General features: G+C 39.0%; 18 protein-coding genes. 8 read left to right on the top strand and 10 right to left on the bottom strand.

Annotated elements, in window-relative coordinates:
* Window positions 1-94 precede the first annotated feature (94 nt).
* The 3 genes from BLS33_RS20335 to BLS33_RS20325 all read left to right on the top strand — a co-directional run bounded on the left by BLS33_RS20335 (window position 95) and on the right by BLS33_RS20325 (window position 4145).
* On the top strand, window positions 95-607 hold the full coding sequence (locus BLS33_RS20335) for an RNA polymerase sigma factor (protein WP_089894186.1): 513 nt from the start codon (window positions 95-97) through the stop codon (window positions 605-607).
* A gap of 102 nt (window positions 608-709) precedes the next feature.
* A complete protein-coding gene (locus BLS33_RS20330; RefSeq protein WP_089894184.1) occupies window positions 710-1618 on the top strand; it encodes a FecR family protein in 909 nt (302 codons plus the stop codon).
* The gene (locus BLS33_RS20325) at window positions 1599-4145 is read left to right on the top strand and encodes a TonB-dependent receptor (RefSeq protein WP_089894181.1); all 2547 of its coding nucleotides are present in this window, start codon (window positions 1599-1601) and stop codon (window positions 4143-4145) included. Before BLS33_RS20330 ends, BLS33_RS20325 begins: the two co-directional genes overlap by 20 nt.
* On the opposite strand, the gene BLS33_RS20320 is transcribed toward BLS33_RS20325, so the two are convergent.
* From BLS33_RS20320 to BLS33_RS24950, 3 genes are all read right to left on the bottom strand, one after another.
* Window positions 4129-4953: a zinc-dependent peptidase gene (locus BLS33_RS20320; RefSeq protein WP_089894175.1), complete on the bottom strand. Its 825-nt coding sequence runs from the start codon at window positions 4951-4953 to the stop codon at window positions 4129-4131. The two genes, BLS33_RS20325 and BLS33_RS20320, sit on opposite strands and share 17 nt — an antisense overlap.
* A gap of 116 nt (window positions 4954-5069) precedes the next feature.
* Window positions 5070-7214, bottom strand: coding sequence for an arginine--tRNA ligase (gene argS / locus BLS33_RS20315; protein WP_089894173.1), 2145 nt, complete (start codon window positions 7212-7214; stop codon window positions 5070-5072).
* Window positions 7180-7347, bottom strand: a complete 168-nt coding sequence (locus BLS33_RS24950; protein ID WP_176801471.1) for a hypothetical protein — start codon at window positions 7345-7347, stop codon at window positions 7180-7182. Before BLS33_RS24950 ends, argS begins: the two co-directional genes overlap by 35 nt.
* A 51-nt stretch (window positions 7348-7398) precedes the next feature.
* Between BLS33_RS24950 and BLS33_RS20305 the strand changes: the two genes are divergently transcribed.
* From BLS33_RS20305 to BLS33_RS20285, 5 genes are all read left to right on the top strand, one after another.
* Complete coding sequence (locus BLS33_RS20305; protein ID WP_089894167.1) at window positions 7399-7824, top strand: hypothetical protein; 426 nt, start codon at window positions 7399-7401, stop codon at window positions 7822-7824.
* Complete coding sequence (locus tag BLS33_RS20300; RefSeq protein ID WP_089894163.1) at window positions 7821-9245, top strand: SDR family oxidoreductase; 1425 nt, start codon at window positions 7821-7823, stop codon at window positions 9243-9245. The genes BLS33_RS20305 and BLS33_RS20300 overlap by 4 nt, the downstream gene beginning before the upstream one ends.
* Window positions 9161-10750, top strand: a complete 1590-nt coding sequence (locus BLS33_RS20295; protein ID WP_176801470.1) for a BCCT family transporter — start codon at window positions 9161-9163, stop codon at window positions 10748-10750. The genes BLS33_RS20300 and BLS33_RS20295 overlap by 85 nt, the downstream gene beginning before the upstream one ends.
* A 212-nt stretch (window positions 10751-10962) precedes the next feature.
* Window positions 10963-11775, top strand: a complete 813-nt coding sequence (locus BLS33_RS20290) for a helix-turn-helix domain-containing protein (RefSeq protein WP_089894160.1) — start codon at window positions 10963-10965, stop codon at window positions 11773-11775.
* A gap of 80 nt (window positions 11776-11855) precedes the next feature.
* Window positions 11856-14366 (top strand): TonB-dependent receptor, encoded by a 2511-nt coding sequence (locus tag BLS33_RS20285; RefSeq protein WP_089894157.1) that lies wholly within the window; start codon window positions 11856-11858, stop codon window positions 14364-14366.
* Here the strand turns inward: BLS33_RS20285 and BLS33_RS20280 are convergent.
* The 7 genes from BLS33_RS20280 to eno form a co-directional block, all read right to left on the bottom strand.
* On the bottom strand, window positions 14332-14898 hold the full coding sequence (locus BLS33_RS20280) for a hypothetical protein (RefSeq protein ID WP_089894154.1): 567 nt from the start codon (window positions 14896-14898) through the stop codon (window positions 14332-14334). The genes BLS33_RS20285 and BLS33_RS20280 overlap by 35 nt on opposite strands.
* 68 nt (window positions 14899-14966) lie before the next feature.
* On the bottom strand, window positions 14967-15542 hold the full coding sequence (locus tag BLS33_RS20275; RefSeq protein WP_089894151.1) for a Crp/Fnr family transcriptional regulator: 576 nt from the start codon (window positions 15540-15542) through the stop codon (window positions 14967-14969).
* A 54-nt stretch (window positions 15543-15596) separates the two neighbouring features.
* The gene (gene ctlX / locus BLS33_RS20270) at window positions 15597-16529 is read right to left on the bottom strand and encodes a citrulline utilization hydrolase CtlX (RefSeq protein WP_089894148.1); all 933 of its coding nucleotides are present in this window, start codon (window positions 16527-16529) and stop codon (window positions 15597-15599) included.
* Window positions 16530-16564: 35 nt separating this feature from the next.
* Entirely contained in the window at window positions 16565-17494 is a 930-nt protein-coding gene (locus BLS33_RS20265; protein ID WP_089894145.1) for a dimethylarginine dimethylaminohydrolase family protein, read from the bottom strand.
* 98 nt (window positions 17495-17592) lie between these two features.
* Window positions 17593-18876, bottom strand: a complete 1284-nt coding sequence (locus BLS33_RS20260; RefSeq protein WP_089894142.1) for a citrate synthase — start codon at window positions 18874-18876, stop codon at window positions 17593-17595.
* A gap of 136 nt (window positions 18877-19012) precedes the next feature.
* The gene (locus BLS33_RS20255) at window positions 19013-20563 is read right to left on the bottom strand and encodes a glycogen synthase (RefSeq protein WP_089894139.1); all 1551 of its coding nucleotides are present in this window, start codon (window positions 20561-20563) and stop codon (window positions 19013-19015) included.
* A gap of 126 nt (window positions 20564-20689) precedes the next feature.
* Window positions 20690-21982 carry a phosphopyruvate hydratase gene (gene eno / locus BLS33_RS20250; RefSeq protein WP_089894136.1) on the bottom strand — a complete coding sequence of 431 codons (1293 nt, stop codon included), beginning with the start codon at window positions 21980-21982 and terminating at the stop codon, window positions 20690-20692.
* Window positions 21983-22074 lie beyond the last annotated feature (92 nt).

Genomic DNA, 22074 nt, shown 5'->3' with positions numbered 1-22074 from the left:
TTTACTTATTCTTCAACTTTGAAACAACCCACTTTAAAAATACCCTACTCCTAGTTTATTTTTTTTAAAATATCTTTGGTACAAAATCTACCTTTTGAATACCGAAAACAAAGATACCGTATGTGAGGAAGAAGTGTTCAGCACCATCTTTAAAGATAATTCTAAAACGGTGTTCAATTATATATATTATAAGTTCGGCAATGAGGAAAAAGCTTATGATGCCGTGCAGGAAGCCTTCGTAAAGCTCTGGGAAAATTGCGGAAAAGTATCCCCAAAAAAAGCCAAGTCATATGTTTACACAGTCGCCAACAACCTATATCTGAATATAATCAAAGCGGAAAAGGTACGCCTTAAATATGCTGACAAGAGCTTGAAGACGACCCATGAGTCTCCAGAGTTCTTGATGGAGGAAAAGCAATTCAAGGAAAAATTGGATAGGGCACTTGATGGTTTACCGGAAAACCAGCGAACCACCTTTCTGTTAAATCGTATAGACGGAAAGAAGTATGCCGAAATTGCGGAAATGGAGGGAGTAAGCGTGAAAGCAATAGAGAAAAGGATGCATTTGGCACTGAAATCATTGCGGGAGCAAATTGAAGGTATTTAATGGTAAAAATTTGGAGCTCAATCTCCTACGGTGCTAAAAATTAAAATAAAGAAGTAGGGTTTTTTTATAACAAACTGTTATTAAGGTACAAAGCTAAAAAATATGCAGGAGAATTACTTGGCGAAATGGCTGAACAATGAACTTACCGAGACGGAATTGTCGGAATTTAAAAAGTCCGATACGTACGCTTCTTACCAAAGAATAGCTGAGGCTTCTACCCATCTAGAAGCTCCCGAATTCGATATCGAAGGTTCGTTAATGGCCATAAAAAACCAGCAAATTCTCAATGAGCCCAAAGTCGTTCGGCTCCATCCTTTTAAGAAATTTTTGCGGGTAGCCGCGGCCGTTGTCATTCTTATTACCGGTTCTTATTTCTATTTAAATTCTTTAGAAGATACCGTTGTTACACAGTATGCCGAAAGTAAAGAAGTTTTGTTACCCGATAATTCTCAAATAACGTTGAATGCCGCTTCAGAAATTTCGTATGATTCCAAAAACTGGAACAAGAAACGGAGTATTAAGCTAAACGGCGAAGCTTTTTTTAAAGTTGCCAAAGGCAAGCGCTTTACGGTAGCCACAGAAGATGGCATTGTTGCCGTTCTGGGTACACAATTTAACGTAGCGAACAGAAAAGGTTTTTTCGAAGTCACCTGTTTCGAGGGGCTGGTCAGTGTAACGTTCAATGGTATAGAAACAAAATTGCCTGCAGGCAATTCTTTTATAGCTATTAACGGAACAATAATGGAGAATACAGTTGCCGATACCGAGCCTTCTTGGATGAACAACGAAAGTACTTTTAAGAGCATTCCCCTAAAATATGTTTTGTTAGAATTTGAGCGACAGCATAATATTACCGTTGAGACCAAAAACATTAACACCGATCAGTTATTTACCGGCACTTTTAGTAATACCGATACCGAATTGGCCGTTCAGAGTATTAGCGTTCCTTTCCGAATAAAGTTTAAATTTGAGGGGAATAAAGTGCTATTCTATGCTGAAAACACTCCGTAAGCGTGTTCTTCCTTTTCTTTGCCCCATGCTATTTTTCATTTCATCAATAGCCCAGGCACAAGAAAATACGGCCACCACCTACCTCAGCTCATATATACAACTACTTGAACAGGATTTTGATGTAAAGTTCTCGTACATTGATGATGATCTTAGGACCATTCAAATAACCATACCGAAATCTTCGAAGCTTTCCGAAATTTTAGAGGATATTCGAGACCAGACTCAAATTGAAATTCAAAAGCTGAGCGAACGATATTATACACTCAAAAAAACTACAACTGTTCATATTTGTGCAATTATACTGGATAATTTCGAAAACAATACCGTCGCAGGTGCCACAGTTGAAGTATTGCAAAGTAACGTAGCATCAGTCACTGATTTGGATGGTAAATTCTCGTTCGCCAATGTTCCAAGGTCTGCAACCATACAGATACGTCATATTGGATACAAAACACTGTTTGTCAATGTCGAAGATTTGCTGGCACCCAATTGCCCTACGCTATTATTGGCAGTCAACTATCAGCTGTTGGACGAGGTAGTCGTCTACAAATTTTTAACAACGGGCCTAACAAAAGAATTGGATGCCAGCGTCACAATGAATACTAAAGAATTCGGACTTTTACCCGGGTTAACGGAACCCGATGTTCTACAGACCGTACAAGCACTACCAGGTATTAAAAGTATAGACGAAACGGTTTCCGATATAAATATAAGAGGAGGCACCAACGATCAGAATCTAATATTGTGGGATGGAATCAAAATGTATCAATCAGGTCACTTTTTTGGTCTGATCTCGGCTTTCAATCCCTATCTTACCGATAAGGTCGTTCTTGTCAAAAATGGCACCAGCGCCCAATACGGCGACGGTGTGAGCGGTATTATAAGCATGCAAACAGCAAACCAAATCAACGCTGAATTCACAGGTGGTGGTGGCTTTAACCTTATTGGAGGTGATGTCTATGGTCAATTTCCGTTATCGGAAAAATTGGCCCTTCAATTTTCCGCACGTCGTTCCCTGACCGATTTCTTTAATACGCCCACTTACAATCAATTTTTTGAAAGGGCATTTCAAGACAGTGAAGTTTCGGAGAACAGCTATACATCAGCTATTACAAAGGAAGAAGATTTCTATTTCTACGATTTTAGTGCAAAATTGTTGTACGACATCACCGCCAAACAAAAATTTCGTTTTAGCCTAATCAACATTAATAACGATTTGAATTATACCGAAACAGACACTGGGGCAGAGCGTACATCCAATAGCGAACTAAATCAGAGTAATCTCTCTTTCGGGGGAAGTCTCGAAAGTCAATGGACTCCAAAATTCTCGACCCATTTGAACATTTATTACACAAGTTATATGCTCAATGCCTTGAGTAACACGTCCAGCGAACAACAACAGCTATTCCAGAACAATGAGGTTCTTGAGACTTCAATCAAATTAAACACGCATTATACGTTGAGCAACACATTGAGTTGGCTTAATGGATATCAATTGAGTGAAACCGGCATTATCAATGCCACCAATGTCACCCAGCCTCCGTTTAAAAGTGATGTAAAAGGAGTAATGCGCACCTATGCCCTATATTCAGAATTGACCTTCACCCCGAAAAATAAAAAATGGTTCGCCCGTGGTGGTGCCCGTTTGAACTATTTAGAAAATATTGCGACTTACCACGAATTCATTATCGAACCTAGATTGAACATTAATTATTCTTTCACAGAAAACATAAAGGCTGAATTCATGGGTGAGTTTAAAAGTCAGGCCACGAATCAAGTTGTAGATCTCGAACAGAATTTCCTTGGTATTGAAAAACGAAGGTGGATTCTCTCTGATGGGGAAGCGCTGCCCATAACCAAGAGTAAGCAAGGATCGGCCGGCATCAATTACGACCACGAAAACCTATATATTGGTGTGGAAGGATTTTACAAAGAAGTCACAGGTATTAGTACGGCCACCCAAGGATTTCAAAACCAGAATCAGTTTAATGGAGAATTGGGCAAATACGATGTAAAGGGCATCGAGTTCTTGATTAATAAAAAATCGACCGATTACAGCACATGGCTCAGCTACACTTACAACCAGAACAACTATACTTTTAATGAAACAACACCGCGTACTTTTCCGAATAACTTAGATGTTCGACACAGCATTACCTTGGCCGGAAACTATACTTTCAATCGTTTGAAATTTAGCATGGGGCTGAACTATAGAACGGGCAAACCCTTTACTGAACCTCAATCAGATGACCCCATCGATGCAACTTTTTTTCCATATCGAATCAATTATGCGAGTGCTAACAGTAGTCGATTGCCCGAATATTTCAGGGCAGACGTTTCAGCTGTTTATAATTTCTCTATAAATTCTGGAATAAAAGCTTCCATCGGTCTTTCGGTATTGAATTTTACCGACCGGAAGAATACATTGAACACCTATTACAGACTGAACGAAAACGATGAGATTGAAACGGTGAAAAGTGTTTCCTTGGGTTTAACACCAAATGCCAGTTTCAGAATAAATTTTTAGAGGAAGCCGAAAACGTGGAAGACTGAAAATCAAAATTCAACATACGCTGAATAATGTCATATAACTGAGGGAAGTCTTTTGAGAAAACTGTTGGTGTTTCAACAAAATTCTCGACTGTGACCGAAAAAAACTCTTGCAAATTGGTCATCCCATATTCACGGAAATATTGCGACGACGACAATTGTTCTACAAAAGACGCGTCTAAAAAAAGTTCTTTTATCTTTTTTAGGCCGACCCTAAACTTTCGTGCCTCCCAAGAGCTCTTCTTTATCATTTCAAAGCTCAGCGCATGCGCAAATTCATGTATGGCCAGATTTATATTATCGTCAGGTATCGCAAACCCCTCCCGTATTTTTTCTGCTGAAAATATAACCGTTTTGAAATGAGGACTGTACTCTCCAAGATGATGTCGTCTTTTGATTCGGGAATAGTACTGTGACGGGTAGACCAAAATTCGCAACAACGACCGCGTCATTTTATAATCCTTTAAACCTAACGTCATCAATACTGCGGCAGCGCTTAGAATGAGCCTAAGTTCTTCTTTGTCGGTGACATTGCCATAGAAAACGAATTTTTTTCTACTTCTGAACCATACAATTCTTTGCTCACATTTTGCTCTCAGTTCTTGTGCGAGTTTGCCATAAATGGGAAAATTTTCAGTCAATAAAAGTCTTTCGCTCGTCGACAGCGGTTTTAGTTTTATAAAGGGATTCAAATGGTAGAGACCTATGGCACAGTACAGCATATAGAGCACATGGCCAAGAATATATACTATGGCCAAAATACCAAAAATATCAGCTGTCAACATACGCAGGGTTTAGGTTTCAGAACATCTTCAAAAGCAATGTAAACTAAAACTTGTCATACCTAAAACTGAAGTACTACGGAAAAATTGTTCCGTTTTTGATAGAACCGAGCTATTATCTACATTCGATCAGGTACTTCTATACCCAAAAGTTTGAATGCAGATTGCACGACTTCCCCAACCTTTTTGGACAACTGAACCCGCAAAACTTTCTTATCTTGGTTCAATTCGCCCAAAATGGAAACTTGTTGATAGAACGAGTTGAATTCTTTAACTAAGTCGTAGGTATAATTCGCGAGCAATGCCGGACTGTAATTCTCGGCGGCCAGTTGAATGGTTTCAGGAAAAAGTTGAAGCTGCTTGATCAATTCCTTTTCCTTTTCATGCAACCTCAGCGATTTCAGGCTTTCAATATCAAACTCTTGTTCTCCCGCTTCTGCTTTTCTTAAAATCGATTGAATTCTAGCATAGGTATATTGGATAAACGGACCTGTATTCCCTTGAAAATCTACCGATTCTTCTGGATTAAACAAAATTCGCTTTTTAGGATCCACTTTTAAGATATAATATTTCAATGCTCCTAGCCCGATCATTTGGTATAGACCCAGTTTTTCGGTTTCCGAATAACCTTCCAATTTACCGAGTTCTTCTGAAATATTGGCGGCGGTGGTCGTCATGTCTTCCATCAAATCATCGGCATCAACTACCGTCCCCTCCCTACTTTTCATTTTTCCACTTGGCAAATCTACCATTCCATAGCTCAGATGGTAAAGGCTATCTGCCCACGAAAATCCGAGTTTCTTAAGGATAAGAAAGAGTACCTTAAAATGGTAATCTTGTTCGTTGCCCACAGTGTATACCATACCGCCTATATCGGTATAATCTTTGGCCCGTTGAATGGCCGTACCAATATCTTGGGTCATATAAACCGCGGTACCATCGGAACGGAGTACAATTTTTTCATCAAGGCCCTCATCGGTAAGATCGATCCATACGCTACCATCGTCCTTTTTATAGAAAATTCCTTTTTCGAGTCCGTCAGCAACAACATCCTTACCTAAAAGATACGTATCACTTTCGTAATACAATTTATCGAAATCGACGCCCAAATTGTTGTAGGTCACATCAAAGCCATCATAGACCCATTGGTTCATTTTTTTCCATAAAGCGACCACTTCGGTATTGCCAGCTTCCCATTTTCTGAGCATTTCTTTTGCACTTTCAAAAATTTCAACAACTTGCTCTATATGCTTTAAACAAATCTGAATGATTTTCTTTTCTTCTTTATTCGAAAGATTCTTTATATTTCCTTCTATAAAATTGAATTTTTTGGAAATACCTCTAAATCTAGATTTAAGTTCTAAGATTTCTTGATCCTGTTTGCTGTTTTCGGTTAAGGTAAAATCTGAAATATAATTATCCTTAGTCTTTAACTCAGATGGATTCATATCCAATTCAACGGATAAGTATTCAGTCATAGCACTTTGGAAAGCCTTTTGCAATCTTAATAAATTAGGGTTCTCATGATTTATAAAATCCCATTTCCCACTTATTTTTGCTTCCTCAACAAGCTCTTTAAATTCAATTTGGGCATTCTCACTTATTTTTTTTAATTGTCTTTTGTATTCTTTATTATATTGAACATAATAATAGCCGACAAACTTATCTCCCTTTGTTAAATGAGGATTTAGGGTTGTATTGGGAGTCTCTCTCTTATCATCATTTCCTATTGGAGCAAAACGTTGCCAAGCCAACATACTTTTACAAATATGTATACCCCTATCATTGACAATTTGGGTTTTGTATACTTTTTTTCCCGAAGCCTTTAAGATTTCGGCTACCGAATAACCCAATAAAATATTTCTGATATGGCCCAAATGCAGGGGCTTATTGGTATTGGGCGAAGAATACTCAACGAGAATGGCCTCACTGCTTGCATTCGTGACATAACCATAATCGGCACGGTCTTTTATCCCATTAAAAAAATCAAGATAAAACGAATCATCAATAACGATATTCAAAAATCCCTTAACTACATTAAAACTAGAAACGGCGTCGACCGTTTTTTCTAAATACGTGCCAATTTGCTGCCCAATCTGAACTGGGTTTCCTTTTACGTATCGAAGCATAGGAAAAACCACCACCGTAATGTCTCCTTCAAAATCTTTACGTGTGGGTTGAAATTCAACTTCAGGCAATTCAACCTCGTATGTTGATTTTACGGCTTCTTTAATAGTATTTCTTAAGACTTCCTTCAAATTCATCAATCACGATATTTAAGGCTGCAAAACTACGTATTTTAACGGAACATTTTTTTGAAAATTCAATAAATACGGGAGTATCCAAAATAATCAAGAAAACCATTTGAGCAAAGAATATATCTTTTGCCGTCTCCATATTCCCATGTGTTTTGACTAACTTTATAATCATCTTTCGAAAAAGAAGCCAATGCTCCTAAACGTATCCTATACCGACAAATCGATTACCCGTAAAGTCGATGCTGAAGTGGGCAAGCCCTTTACTTTAAAAGAACGTTGGGCAATGAAAGGTATCGGATCACCAAAACTATTCATTTCTGAAACAAGTGTAGAGATTCGAAATCTGTTGATTCTTGACAATAATACGGATAGTTGCAATATTGAATTGAGACCCAAAGGTATCATTGTACGCTTTCGCTCGCTGTTAGAAACCTTTGCTTTGGTGATACCCTATTATAAACTTTCTATTTACAAGGGCAATCTCGCAACTTACGGAGTCTATAAAGATCATTATTTCATAAGGGTGCAAGCAGACACAAAAGCAGTTCAAAAATTCTTTAAAAAAATGCTTGACCACAAAGCAGATAATACGCCTACCTCAATCGAAGACTTATGAAAATATTATTGACAGGCGCCAACGGCTATATTGGTATGCGCCTATTGCCCCAATTACTAGAATTAGGCCATACGGTAGTTTGTCTTGTTCGTGATAGCAATCGATTTTCCATTGACGGAGAAACCAAAAAAAAAGTCGAGATTATTGAAGTTGATTTTTTACAGGAATTCCAAACCAATTTGATTCCAAAAGACATTGAAATAGCCTATTACCTTATTCATTCTATGAGTTCTTCGACCAGCGATTTTGATGAAAAGGAGGCCCAATCAGCTGAATTATTCAATAGATATATGGGGGAAACAAAGGTCGAACAGGTCATTTATTTAAGTGGCATTATAAATGACGAAAAATTATCAAAGCATTTAAACTCCCGTAAAAATGTCGAGAACATTCTGTACCAAGGAAATTTCAACCTTACTGTTCTTCGGGCAGGGATTATAGTCGGATCGGGCAGTTCTTCATTTGAAATCATTCGTGATCTATGCGAAAAACTGCCTTTTATGATTACCCCAAAATGGGTGTTGACCAAAACCCAACCCATCGCTATTCGTGATATTATAGAATTTCTAATCGGTGTAATAGGTAATAAAGAGACGTATGGTGACTCGTTCGATATTGGGGGTCCAGATGTCTTAACCTACAAAGAAATGCTACAGCAGTACGCCAAGGCACGAGGCTTCACCAATCGTATTCTTACCGTGCCCATAATGACGCCAAAGCTTTCCTCATATTGGTTGTACTTTGTAACATCGACATCTTATAAGTTGGCTATAAACCTTGTCGATAGTATGAAGATGGAAGTTGTTGCCAGAGACCGTCGATTACAAGATTTATTAGGCATCAAAACGCACACCTACACCGAGGCCATTGACATGGCTTTTAAAAAAATTGAACAAAATTTAGTCTTGAGCAGTTGGAAAGATAGTATGGTGAGCGGACGTTTTAAGAAAAATCTTGAAAAGTATATTCAAGTTCCTAAATATGGTGTCTTAAAAGATGAGAAAAAAATAAAAGTCGAAGATGCTGACAAAGTGTTGGAGAATATCTGGAAAATTGGAGGCAAGAACGGCTGGTACTATGCAAATTGGCTTTGGAAAATACGTGGGGTTCTAGACAAGTTTAACGGAGGTGTTGGCCTAAGAAGAGGCCGCACGCATCCCAACCGCATTTACGCAGGAGATTCACTCGATTTCTGGCGAGTTTTACTAGCTGACAAAAAGAAAAAGCGTCTACTTCTATTTGCTGAGATGCGTTTACCAGGGGAAGCTTGGCTAGAGTTTAAAATTGATGAGGATAATATCTTGCACCAGACCGCTACCTTTAGACCGAAAGGATTATGGGGGCGATTGTATTGGTACAGCATACTCCCTTTCCATTATTTTATCTTTGGAGGAATGATTCGCAATATTGCAAAAACCTAAAACGAGCATTTATCGAAAACATCGATTTCATTAAAAAAAACAAACTGCTTTCTATCGCTGTGGGAATCATATTTCTCTTTTCCCTTATCACAGTTGCCGCCACCGAAGAAAGCTATCGAGCCATTGAATATGCATCGCTATGGGTTCGTAACTATTTCGGCTTTTTTTATCTCTATTTAGGCTTGGGATGTGTGTTACTTCTTCTTGGTATTGCCCTATCGCCTTTTGGAAAGATCAAATTGGGAAAAAAAGACCAAAAGCCGGAACATTCCCTATGGGCCTGGACGGCCATGCTCTACAGTGCCGGCATGGGGGCGGGAATTTTGCTGCGAGCCGTTCAAGAACCTGTTTTCATGCAACAATTCCCGCCATACCCGTCAAACCTAGAACCTGAAGTATTGGCACTGCAATTCACATTTTACCAATGGGGTTTTACCGCATGGGCGTTTTACGGCCTCTTCGCAATGGTAGTCGGTTATGCTCTTTTTGTAAAGAAAAAGAAAGTATTGGTTAGCGCAACTATTGAAGATTCCATTACAGGTAAAATTGCAAGAAACGGAATAGATGTAATGACCATCATCACTACTGTAGTGGGGTTGATTGCCGCAATAGGTTTGGGCACCACACAAATCAACGGGGGGCTGAACCATTTATTCGAAAAAGAGTTTGGATTGGGCACAACGCTATTCTTAGCCCTTTTAATTTCCGCCATCGCTTTCTATTCAGCTTGGCAAGGTGTAAACAAAGGCATAAAGATTATCTCAAAATTTAATATTCTGATTACCCTATTAGTGCTGCTCTACGTGTTTTTCACAAGTGATATGGTCTTCATATTAAGTTCGTTCGTTTCTTCGACATTTTACTACTTGATCAACTTTATTCCTTTGAGCCTTGCTTATGGAGGTTTTGACCCCGGAATCGATTTTCTGACCGACTGGACTTTTTATTATTGGGCCTTTTGGCTCGCGTGGGCACCTTTCACAGGAATCTTTATTGCCCGAATTTCGAAAGGAAGAACATTGCGACAACTCTTACTTGGGGTATTGCTCATACCATCTTTTGGAACCTTTTTTTGGTTCTCGGTTTTTGGGGCATCGGCATTTCAACTAATCGAGGGTTGGGGTGCCTATAGCAATGAATTCGGAAATGTATTTTCATCTATTTTTGTGTTTTTTGAAAATTACCCCTTGGCCATGCTACTCAATTTCACGACTATTTTTCTTTTGATAAGTTTCCTGGTTACCTCGGTTGATTCCGCAGTATTTGTACTCAGTATGTTCACGGATAAAGGAAAAAAGAACCCTAGCAAAAAGCATCGTTTGATCTGGTCGGTTTTTATTCTATTGGCTACCGTGGCACTAATACTTTTGGGCAATGCCAAACCTGATATCGATGTGTTGACGGCCGCTCAAAAACTATTGATAGTCACATCGTTACCCTTTGCTTTTTTTATGGTAGCGATGACGGTGATTTTCTTGAAAAAAGACTTAAGAAAACCAATGTAATTAAAAGATTGCTTTAACTAAAGCGCCGGCAATTAATATAACAAAGCTGTTCTTAATTAATTATACTAGCTAAACATATGAAAGTTGACAAGAAAGCGAGTTGTTAAATTTCCTAACTGTCTCTTAAAGAAGAAAACTTCCGCCTATAAAATGGTTATATTGCCCCTCCTATTTACCTAACAAAGGTTTGATACAAAAAAACGTTTTGCTTGATGGAAAAACAAATAGCCACCTATAATAAGATTTCGGCTTTCGATGCTATCAAAATCGAACCCTTTGACACCAACAAGCGTTATACAAAACCCCATCGCCACAACAAATATCTAGAACTCGTATATTTTCAAAAAGGTCAGGGTTTCCATTATATGGATGAGAAATGTCACGCCATAACTCCGCCCACTTTCTATTTTATTTGGAAAGAACAGGTGCACCATTGGGAAATTAATACGATGCCAGAGGGTTATGTAATTATAATAAAAGAAGAGTTTCTTGAAAAAAGTTTTGACAAGAGCCTTGCCCTACTTTTAACAAAGTTACACGACCTGCAGGTCACAAAGGTTCCCGAAGATGCTTCTATAGATGCTTTATTCGAAATACTTTGTCGTGAAAAAAAAATCAACTCCCCGGTTCAAAAGGAAATACTCGAAGGCAGCTTAAAGGCTCTCTTGGCCAAAATCATTTCCTATTCCGAGGGAGCCATCAATCAATCGGTTGATCTGGTTACAAAATTCACTGAACTCTTGGAAGACCAACCCAAAAACAATGTCGGCTTCTATGCAGAATGCCTCAATACTACGGCGCAGAACCTCAACTCGTTATGCAAAAAACGGCTTTCAAAAACGGCTTCGGAAGTCATTGCATCCCATATGATTCAAGAGACAAAAAGACTACTACTTTATACAGACCTTTCGGTTGCGGAGATTTCATTTAATCTCGATTTTAAAGATGCTTCCCATTTTATAAAATATTTCAAAAGACAAGTAGGACAAACACCGCTACAATTTAAAAAAGAAGCCATTTTATAAGTACCATTAATTTTGCAAATAGACCATTTTCGAGCGTTCAAAGGGGTTATGTTTGCAGTATAATTCAAAAACATAGTACTTTGAAGTTAAAATACGTTAGCAGTTTATTTCTTTTGTTTGTAGCCCATCTTACTTTCGGTCAACTTACCGGAAAAATTGTAGATAGTGCAGATGGTTCGCCTCTTGAATATGCAACAGCGGCAGTTTACAATCAACAAGATAGCACTGTAGTAACCGGTGTAATTACAGACGCCAAAGGTTATTTCTCCATCGACAATATTAAAAAAGGCAAGTATTATTTGGAAGCCTCTTTTATCGGGTTTCAAAAGGAAACCATTTCCGACATCCAAATTCAAAATAGAAATACGGTGAATGATTTGGGGACTATTTCTTTAAAAATTGGCCAGAACCAACTTAGTGAAGTGGTTGTTCAGGGCGAACGTTCGACGGTTATTCATAAAATAGACCGTCAAGTTTTTGACACCAAGAAGTTTCAAAGCAGTCAAGGGGGAAATGCCGTTGATATTGTAAAGAACATACCATCGGTAACTGTTGACGGGCAAGGAGAAATTAGCGTAAGAGGCAGTAAAGGCTTTGCCGTATTGATAAATGGAAAACCTACACAAGGCGATGCTACCGCTATATTAGCACAGTTACCCGCTAACGCATTACAATCGGTAGAATTAATTACGGCCCCATCTGCCAAATATGACCCGGAAGGGAAAGGTGGCATCATCAATATTATCACAAAAAAAGGAGCTACAAACGGCACATATGCCCAAGTGAATGTTCGAGGCGGACTTCCTTCTATAGAGTCTTACGACACTCAAGAGGCTGCCCAAAGATATGGGATAGATGCAACCCTGAACAAAAGAACCGATAAATGGAATTTCTCCCTCGGTGCCAGTTACCAACGTAATGATAAGACCGGAAGAAGGGAAGGAGAAGTTTTTGTCATCAATCAACCAGAAAACAAGCAAACCTTTCTGCCATCTGATGGTGAACGCAGTTTTGATGACATTAGCTACAACGGAAGATTTAATGTAGATTTCACTCCTAATGATGCAGATACCTATTCTTTAGGATTTTACGGAGGAAAACATTCGGTAGACCGATTGGCGGATATCAATTATTTTGATAATCACGCAATTTCTCCAATAGGCAGCAATACCAGGGAATATACTTTTCAATATTACAACCACAACTTAAGAACACGAAAAGGAGACTTCGGATTGGGCAGTTTTGATTATTCACATAAATTCAAAAACGATTCAAAGTTATCTACATCGTTTTTATATGAATATACTTTTTTAGGAGGCCCTACTTATAATGACAACCTCGGGCTTACCGATCGGAATATCGTTTACCAGCAAGAGTACAACACAAACGACAACCCTTTAAGCGGATATCGTTTAAATATAGATTATCAATGGAAACCGCTGTCCATAGGAACCTTGGAAACAGGGTATCAATTTAGGGCCTTAGATCATACTGGTGAATTTGTATATGAACGTGACGGCGTACTTGTTCCTGAATTTTCTAGTGACATAAGTCTTGAACGTATATTGCATTCCGGTTACGCCCAACTGACCGGTGCCAAGGATAAGTGGGACTACGCCGGGGGTTTACGATTAGAATCAATGAATCGCACCTATAAAGAAGATTTAAAAACACCGGACCCGGAACAAACCTATGAATACGATTTTGTGAAATTATTCCCGTCTGCTTCTATGCAATATGCAGTTAATGAAACATCAAAAATCAAAGCCGCCTACAGCAAAAGGGTCGAACGAACGACAACACTTAAAATGAACAGTTTTGCAGAACGGGAGCATTCAGAGGTTTTTGAACAAGGAGACAATCAATTAAGGCCCGAATTTATCGATTTGGTCGAACTTGGAATTGTCAAAAATTTCAAAGGTGGCAACTCTTTAAGCGCAACAGCATATTACAGACATGTAGACAATGTAATAAACCGTGTGAACACGCTGGCTTATGAAGCCAATGGGGCAGTGTTAGATAGCATTATTAATAGGGTCTATTCCAATGTAGGAAAAAGCAATGCTATAGGATTGGAAGTGGGTGCTCAAATAAAACCTACTAAAAATTGGTCCAATTATATCGGAGCAAATGTGTATTCCTATGATATTGATGGCACTTTCGTCTTCAGACACCGAGATGGTATCACTAGAAATTATGATGTTAATAGTAGTGCCACAGTCTATTCTTTCAATGTGAATTCTACTTACTCATTCTGGGAAAATGCATCGGTACAGTTTACATTTAATTACCTCTCGGATACAAACACAGCTCAAGGTGAAGATTCTAGATTTTACACCCCGAATCTTACGTTTCGAAAAACATTTCTCGATAATAGATTAACGGCCACCCTACAATGGCAAAATATTGATATGGGGCTTTTAAAAACGAATGAGCAGCGCATAACAACTTTTAAGACCAATGAATTTTATACCACTACCAATTATAGGTATGAAGTAGATATGGTATCGATTAACTTATCGTACCTATTCAATACAACGAAGAACAAATCTAAGTTTATCGATAGCGAGTTCGGTAAAAAAGAGTTCTAAGGCCCCACCAAATAAAGACTGCCATTAATACCATAAAATAAATGGTCGATGTCACACTTTTTATAAGCGTGAATATATTGGTTCGCATTACGGCTGTGCCGGAAAGCTCGGGATAATTCAATAATAAATTTAGAATTCCGATATTCTCGGCATAGTCTGCAACAGCTGCCACAAGGGGCAGTATGCAGAAATATAAGAGAGGACTTTCAAACTTGTCCAATTTCCTTAGAAAATAAACCAAAAGCAGTGAGTAGCTAAATCCGAAAAGAAAGGGATAGATCATATCAAGTGGAAGCTGATAAAAAAGATAACACTCCCTTCCCTTTAAACCCAATGAACCAAATAATTGTTCTACATATGCCAAATCATATCCTGTAGGCATCATATCTAAAATACGTAGCCCGTCGGCGTAGCTCGCCACCTTTGGTATGGTTACCGTTAACATCACCAAATAAACAAGACTGGTTACTATAAAAAGAAACAATACGGTCTTACCGTTACTTTTTTTGAGCAAATAACTTTTAATATCCATTCCCTAATTCTTTTTACAAAGGAAGGATGATTGAAGAAATAGTGCATTAACAAATGATAAAAAGCAATTTAGCTTTCCTTCCTTAAGCGACTTAACGATACATTGGTTATGCCCAGATAGGATGCTATCATAGGATGAGGCACCTGATTTTCCAACATTGAGAAGTCTTTGCGAAACTGCTGTAATCTTTCCTTGGCCGTCCATGAAGCCATTCTTATTTCCTTGAGCACTTTATTCTGAAGCTCTATTCGGAGTACTGAGTTCCCGAAATTTCGTATCTCTAGATTATCGATCATAAGCGCTTCAAATTCCGCAGCTCTAAAACGAATCAATCTACAGTCGGTGACTGCATCACAAAAAAGTAAAGACCTTTGGTTATTCGTACGGGTCACATAGGGAGGTAAAACCGTATTATCCTCAAAAAAAGAAAGAGTGACCTCAGTCCCCTCCGTATTATGTAGGTATGTTCTGGCGATGCCATTTAACAAGATATATTCATAATCATCGGAAGTATTCCGACAAAAAAGAAATGCGCCTTTTTCCAAAAAAAACTCGTGCCCTAAATTTGCCAAATCGTTGCGGGCGCCTAATGACAAATGAGGTGCATATTTGCCTACGGCACGATCCAACGCTTCACGGTTCATAGTACAAAATTCATTTTTAGTAATTTTTTAAATTACCCTTTATTTCGAGAACAACTAACTCCTTTTCGGCAAAAACACCTCAGCCATCATACACCGGGCACTACCACCCCCACAGGTCTCGATGGTTTCCAAAGAACTATGGACAATTTCACAATGCTTTTCGATTTGCCGAATTTGAGAACTGGTAAGACTATGGTAGGCCGCTGAACTCATTACCAAAAATCGCTTGTCATTATCACCAAAAACCTGTAGCATATTGCCGGCAAAATGATGCATTTGTGCTTCGGAAATCGCAATGATTTCTTTGCCATCTTTCTTCAAGTGATCAAGAACATTCTTACGTTCCTTTTTATCATCTATGGAATCGAGGCAAATTACGGCAAATTGTTCCGCTAGACACATCATAACATTGGTGTGATAGATAGGCAAACGTTTCCCATCCACCGATTGATTTGCCGTAAACAAGACTGGAAAATACTCAAAATCTTCGCAGAATTCGATAAATAATTCTTCGTCTGCACGTTCAGATAGGGCGCAATACGCTTTTTCGTTTTCTCGGTCTAACAGAATACTACCGGTACCCTCTAGAAAGACATCAGCTTCCTCTGCCGAAGTATAATCTACAATGTTTTCAATAAGAAATCCATGTTCTTCCATTGTATCCAGAATATCTTCCCTACGCTCATTTCTTCTATTTTCAGCGAACATGGGGTAAAGAACTACGGTTCCATCGGCGTGAAAAGAAATCCAGTTATTGGGGAAAATAGAATCTGGGGTATCGGGAAATTTGGTATCATCGACAATAATAATGTTTACCCCTTTACTGCGAAGAACAGTAACAAAATCATCAAACTCAACTTGTGCCTTGGCATTTATTGCTTGATTCTGGATTTCAAGATCCTCCATAAAATAATTGTTCACCGCAGTCTGTTCGTTCATTCGAAAACTGACCGGACGAATCATTAGAATCGTATTGGTAATTTGCATCAAATTATTTTTTGAATTTTCGTATTCATCACTATTTACATTAGCTCAATACACTCCCTTGTCAAAGGCAAGGTACTACAGCGAAGCAACCCCTCTTGCTTTGCAATTTCGGCATAAGGAATTTCCTCTACCGTAAAACCTTGGGTTCTGAGCCAATTGTTGAGCCTTGTAAAACCACGTTCGGAAACAACAACATCGGGTGATATCGAAAATACATTACTGAACATTTGATACATTTCATCCGCTGTAATTTCGAAAATATTCTCCCTTCCAAAGAAATCAACGAGCCATTGGTATTCTTCTTCAATCAAGAAACCATTTTTATGCAAAATCGCTTTTCCTCTACCCAAGGGCTGAAAACAACAGTCTAAATGTAACGCATTCTCTTTGGCGTTGGTATTACTTTTTCTAAGTTCAAAAGACTTGACCTTTTTATGAGGAAATAATTCAGCAATGTACTTAACGGCCTCCTTATTGGTACGTGCTGTAATGTAGTCGGCATAATCATCTGCCGTGTACGTGCCTATGAAGATATAATCGTTCCAAGGCATTACATCGCCTCCTTCAACATGTACTTCTTTGGGGGGGTGAAGAATATCATCTTCAGGAATCTTGTCCAACACATGAAGAATGGCCTCAATTTCCTTTTCCCTATCCGGAAGGATATTAGCCAATATCAATTTATCCTCTATAACAAAAGCAATGTCCCTAGAAAATATCTGGTTACAGTTCAATAACACTTCCGGGCGAAAAACCCTAACCCCGTATTTTTTAAAAACCGCGGCGAAAGCCTCCATTTCCTTTACCATATCAGCCTCGACCGGATATGTTCCGTTTAAAATGTGCTCTAATGATTTCGGATCATACGCCTCCTCGGGTGTTGGGGTCGCCCCACAACTAACTGCAGTACCTAAAAGCACCGCCTTTAAACGTGACGTCTCATCAGTGATGTGTAGTTGCAGCATAATACTCAATTTTAGGTAAAGATAGGGTATACTATCAGGGTAAAAAAAATGCCCTTTTAAATAATTAAAAGGGCATTTATGACTTATTCTTTTGTAGACTATCTCAAATCGACATTGACGAAAGGCCTAAGATTTTCGCCAATATAAACTTGTCTAGGTCGACCTATTGGTTCGCCACGTAAACGCATTTCACGCCATTGAGCAATCCATCCTGGCAACCGACCCAAAGCGAACATTACAGTAAACATTTCGGTAGGTATACCCAATGCTCGATAAATGATACCCGAGTAAAAATCAACATTAGGATATAACTTTCGTTTTACGAAATATTCATCTTCCAAAGCTTCTTTCTCCAACCCTTTGGCAATATCCAATATCGCATCTTCGACACCTAAATCACTAAGAACTTCATCAGCCGCTTTTTTGATAATCTTTGCTCTAGGGTCGAAATTTTTATAGACTCTATGCCCAAAGCCCATTAAACGGAAAGGATCTTCCTTGTCTTTGGCTTTGGCCATGTATTTTTTTGTGTCACCTCCATCGGCCTCAATTGCCTCAAGCATTTCAAGAACCGCCTGATTGGCACCTCCATGCAGTGGTCCCCAAAGGGCAGATATTCCGGCAGAAAGCGAAGCAAACAATCCGGCGTGCGATGATCCTACGATTCGTACTGTAGAAGTAGAACAGTTTTGTTCATGATCGGCATGTAGAATCAACAGTTTATCTAAAGCTTCGATAACCACACTATTCTTTTTATAGGTTTGGTTTGGCTTCTTGAACATCATTTTATGTATGTTCTCAACATAGCCCAAAGTATCGTCACCATAATCTAACGGCAAGCCTTTTTTCTTGCGTAAAGTCCATGCTACTAAAACAGGAAATTTCGCCATGATACGCACGATGGCATGGTACATATCTTTTTCAGAAGAAACGTCAACTGTAGAAGGATTGAAAGCAATAAGCGCACTTGTCAACGAAGAAATAACGCCCATCGGGTGAGCAGATTTGGGAAAACCGTCCAAAATCTTTTTCATTTCTTCATCGATATGTGATTCTTCACGAATATCACGATGAAATTTTGCTAGCTGTTCTTTATTGGGCAATTCTCCAAAAATCAGCAAGTACGCCACCTCTAAAAAATCAGCCTTTTCGGCTAATTCTTCTATCGCATAACCACGATATCTAAGAATTCCTTTCTCTCCATCCAAAAAAGTGATGGCACTTTCGCATGACCCTGTATTTTTATACCCAGGATCCAAAGTCGTCAGCCCCGTCGTCGAACGCAATGTTTTTATATCGATTGCAACCTCTTTCTCTGTTCCTTCAATGACTGGAAATTCAAATTTCTTTCCGTTGTAGTCTAGCGTAACTTTATCTGACATTTGTATAGTTTACTTGTTAAGTCTGTAATTTGTAAATTTATGAAAAACACTTCACGTTAACAATTTCATTATTTTTTTTGTGGCATTCTTAACAGAAGTGGTAGGAGTATAGCAAATTGGTAATAACGTTTTGGCCTTAACTTGCCCTTACCCCTAGGGCATATAAAAATTCGTAGTATCCGTCGACCGATTTCTCCCAAGTAAACCGCATTTTTTTGGCATTGTCTTGAATTTCCTTCCACTTATCCTTATCGTTCACGAAAATATCCAAGGCAACATCGAAAGTCAAGAGCATATTCTTAATTTTCTCATCATAGGTTTTTCCATCAAAACTAAAGCCCGTTTTCATATGCTCGACAGTATCTTTTAACCCACCCGTATGATGCACCAAACATGGATTCCCGTTTCGCATGGCCAACATCTGACTGATACCACAGGGTTCAAAAAGACTGGGCATGAAATATAGATCGGACTCTAGATAAATCGAATCGATTAAATCTTCTGATTGTCCGTTCGTAAAAATAAAGTTTTTGTGTTTGTAGCTCAAATCCCTAAAAAGCGCTTCGTACTCCGGTGCCCCAGTACCCAACAACATAAAAATACCGTCTATTTTTTCCAGCTTCTTTAGAATTTCGACGAATGCTTCCGGCGACCGTTTGAAAAAATAGAATTTTTGCTCCGTCAATCGGGCAACACTAGAAACTATAAATTTTGGGCGCTTCCCTACAAACTCCATCACTTTTTCTCCCGTATGGGCCAAGAAATCAGCTTTGTATTTTTTTGACTCTTCCTGCAACCATCTAAACAGTGCTTTGACCGTATTTCGGTATATCAATCCTTTCTCGGCGGCTCTTATGTTTTTGTAATTTGAACCGTTTAGAACACCAAACAATCTTCCTTCGTTGTCTGCCTGCTGTAAATCTTTCTCAAGTCCTTCTCCTCCAATAAATTCGGGTGGTGTACTCGGCCTGAGAACATCTTCCTTATATGATGGGGATACGGTATGCACCGCATCGGCCAACCGAATACCCACGGCCATAAGATTTACGCAATCTTGATACCTATAGTCCATCAAATCTTCTGTATTGAACTCGATATCAGGAAACCAATTTCTGAGTGAAGAATAATTGTTGTCAAAAGGTCTAATGCCCTGTATTGCCAAGTTGTGTATGGTATACACAAAACGAATCTCTTTTAACGACCTATATTCGTTATGATAAGCCCTAAGAAAAAGCAGTAAACTTGAGTGCCAATCATGTAAATGTACCACATCGAGCTTACCAAAAGCCCCCAATTTTATAGCTTCGGCCACCGCTGTGCAGAAGATAATATATTTTACGGCGTCTGTAAAAAAAGGTTCTTCGGGGTCGTCGTGATAGATATGGGCAATTTCACCCCCCTCTATCTCAGGATGATGAATAACGTAATGAAATAAATTCTTGAACTCCTTTTTTGGTGCCACCTCATAAAGCTCCGCTGTATAATCGAGCCCGCGCAATTGAAAATTAAGATTACTCTTAAAAACACCATTTTTATGAAGGCGCGAATAAGCGGGTACTACTATGTGAGCCCTATCTCCACGCTCCGAAATCTGTCTCGGAACATCACGCACCACGTCTCCCATTCCACCAGCCTTACAGTTTGCAATTCCATCATTCTCAGCGGCAACAAAAAGAAAATTATTCATATCAATCAATGGTCTTTTATGTTCCTCAATATAAACAATAAGTTACAGAAAACTTTGACAAAATATCAAAAAAAAGCCTTTCTTGATTTGACATCAAGAAAGGCTCCTATTCTTCCGGTTCGAAAACTATTTGATATTGAATGCTTTCTCTTTTGGGTAGTATGCCATACTGCCCAATTCTTCCTCGATACGTAGCAACTGATTATATTTTGCCATTCTATCGGAGCGCGAAGCAGAACCCGTCTTAATTTGTCCTGTATTCAGGGCCACTGCAAGATCAGCGATTGTATTGTCTTCTGTTTCGCCAGAACGGTGGCTCATAACAGAAGTATAGCCTGCATTCTTTGCCATATTTACCGCAGCGATAGTCTCGGTCAATGTACCGATCTGATTTACCTTGATCAAAATAGAATTGGCGATGTTATTTTCAATACCCTTAGACAACCGTTCTACGTTAGTAACAAACAGGTCGTCACCTACCAATTGAACTTTGTCACCTACTTTCTCGGTCAATGCTTTCCAACCGTCCCAGTCGTTTTCATCCATACCATCTTCTACGGAAATGATGGGATATTTTTCACATAGCTCAGCCAAATATTGAGCTTGTTCTTCGGAAGTACGTATTACCCCTTTATCTCCTTCAAACTTGGTATAATCATATTTACCGTCAACATAAAACTCGGCAGAAGCACAGTCTAAGGCAATCATAACATTATCACCCAGTTTATAACCGGCCTTTTCAACAGCTTTAGCGATAGTATCCAATGCATCTTCAGTACCACCGGCCAAGTTGGGTGCAAACCCTCCTTCATCACCTACTGCAGTACTCAAACCTCTATCATGCAATACTTTTTTCAGGTTATGAAAAATTTCAGTCCCCATTTGCATGGCGTGTGAAAAACTTTCAGCCTTCACTGGCATCACCATAAATTCTTGAAAAGCAATCGGTGCATCGGAGTGTGACCCCCCGTTAATAATATTCATCATTGGTACTGGTAAAGTATTTGCACTAACACCACCCACATAGCGATACAAAGGCATGCCCAACTGGTTCGCAGCCGCTTTTGCCACAGCCAATGAAACACCCAAGATAGCATTCGCCCCCAATTTAGATTTATTAGGAGTACCGTCAAGCTCGATCATAGTCTGATCGACCAAATTTTGCTCAAAAACTGACATTCCCAAGATTTCTTCCGCGATGACAGTATTTACGTTATCGACAGCTTTGCTTACTCCTTTTCCCATATAAGCCTTTCCACCGTCACGTAATTCTACAGCCTCGTGCTCACCAGTAGAGGCCCCAGAAGGTACGGCAGCTCTTCCTAATATACCATCTTCGGTAACTACATCTACTTCTACCGTAGGATTACCTCTTGAATCTAAAATTTGTCTTGCGTGTACACTAAGTATAATACTCATATGGATTTCTTTTATTTTGATTGCTTTACGAAAACACAAATATACAAAAGCATACCTTTTGCGAATTGGTTTATCGCCCTATATTCTATAGG

It is taken from the genome of Kriegella aquimaris, assembly GCF_900103215.1.
In the GTDB taxonomy this organism is placed as follows: Bacteria; Bacteroidota; Bacteroidia; order Flavobacteriales; family Flavobacteriaceae; genus Kriegella; species Kriegella aquimaris.
This window is presented reverse-complemented; position numbering and strand designations above follow the sequence as displayed.

Bases quoted from the DNA above. Each gene is read 5' to 3' on its own strand.
- BLS33_RS20330 (WP_089894184.1), top strand. From the start codon at position 710: ATGCAGGAGAATTACTTGGCGAAATGGCTGAACAATGAACTTACCGAG.
- BLS33_RS20325 (WP_089894181.1), top strand. From the start codon at position 1,599: ATGCTGAAAACACTCCGTAAGCGTGTTCTTCCTTTTCTTTGCCCCATG.
- BLS33_RS20320 (WP_089894175.1), bottom strand. From the start codon at position 4,953: ATGTTGACAGCTGATATTTTTGGTATTTTGGCCATAGTATATATTCTT.
- argS (WP_089894173.1), bottom strand. From the start codon at position 7,214: ATGAATTTGAAGGAAGTCTTAAGAAATACTATTAAAGAAGCCGTAAAA.
- BLS33_RS24950 (WP_176801471.1), bottom strand. From the start codon at position 7,347: ATGGAGACGGCAAAAGATATATTCTTTGCTCAAATGGTTTTCTTGATT.
- BLS33_RS20305 (WP_089894167.1), top strand. From the start codon at position 7,399: ATGCTCCTAAACGTATCCTATACCGACAAATCGATTACCCGTAAAGTC.
- BLS33_RS20300 (WP_089894163.1), top strand. From the start codon at position 7,821: ATGAAAATATTATTGACAGGCGCCAACGGCTATATTGGTATGCGCCTA.
- BLS33_RS20295 (WP_176801470.1), top strand. From the start codon at position 9,161: ATGGGGGCGATTGTATTGGTACAGCATACTCCCTTTCCATTATTTTAT.
- BLS33_RS20290 (WP_089894160.1), top strand. From the start codon at position 10,963: ATGGAAAAACAAATAGCCACCTATAATAAGATTTCGGCTTTCGATGCT.
- BLS33_RS20280 (WP_089894154.1), bottom strand. From the start codon at position 14,898: ATGGATATTAAAAGTTATTTGCTCAAAAAAAGTAACGGTAAGACCGTA.
- BLS33_RS20275 (WP_089894151.1), bottom strand. From the start codon at position 15,542: ATGAACCGTGAAGCGTTGGATCGTGCCGTAGGCAAATATGCACCTCAT.
- ctlX (WP_089894148.1), bottom strand. From the start codon at position 16,529: ATGCAAATTACCAATACGATTCTAATGATTCGTCCGGTCAGTTTTCGA.
- BLS33_RS20265 (WP_089894145.1), bottom strand. From the start codon at position 17,494: ATGCTGCAACTACACATCACTGATGAGACGTCACGTTTAAAGGCGGTG.
- BLS33_RS20260 (WP_089894142.1), bottom strand. From the start codon at position 18,876: ATGTCAGATAAAGTTACGCTAGACTACAACGGAAAGAAATTTGAATTT.
- BLS33_RS20255 (WP_089894139.1), bottom strand. From the start codon at position 20,563: ATGAATAATTTTCTTTTTGTTGCCGCTGAGAATGATGGAATTGCAAAC.
- eno (WP_089894136.1), bottom strand. From the start codon at position 21,982: ATGAGTATTATACTTAGTGTACACGCAAGACAAATTTTAGATTCAAGA.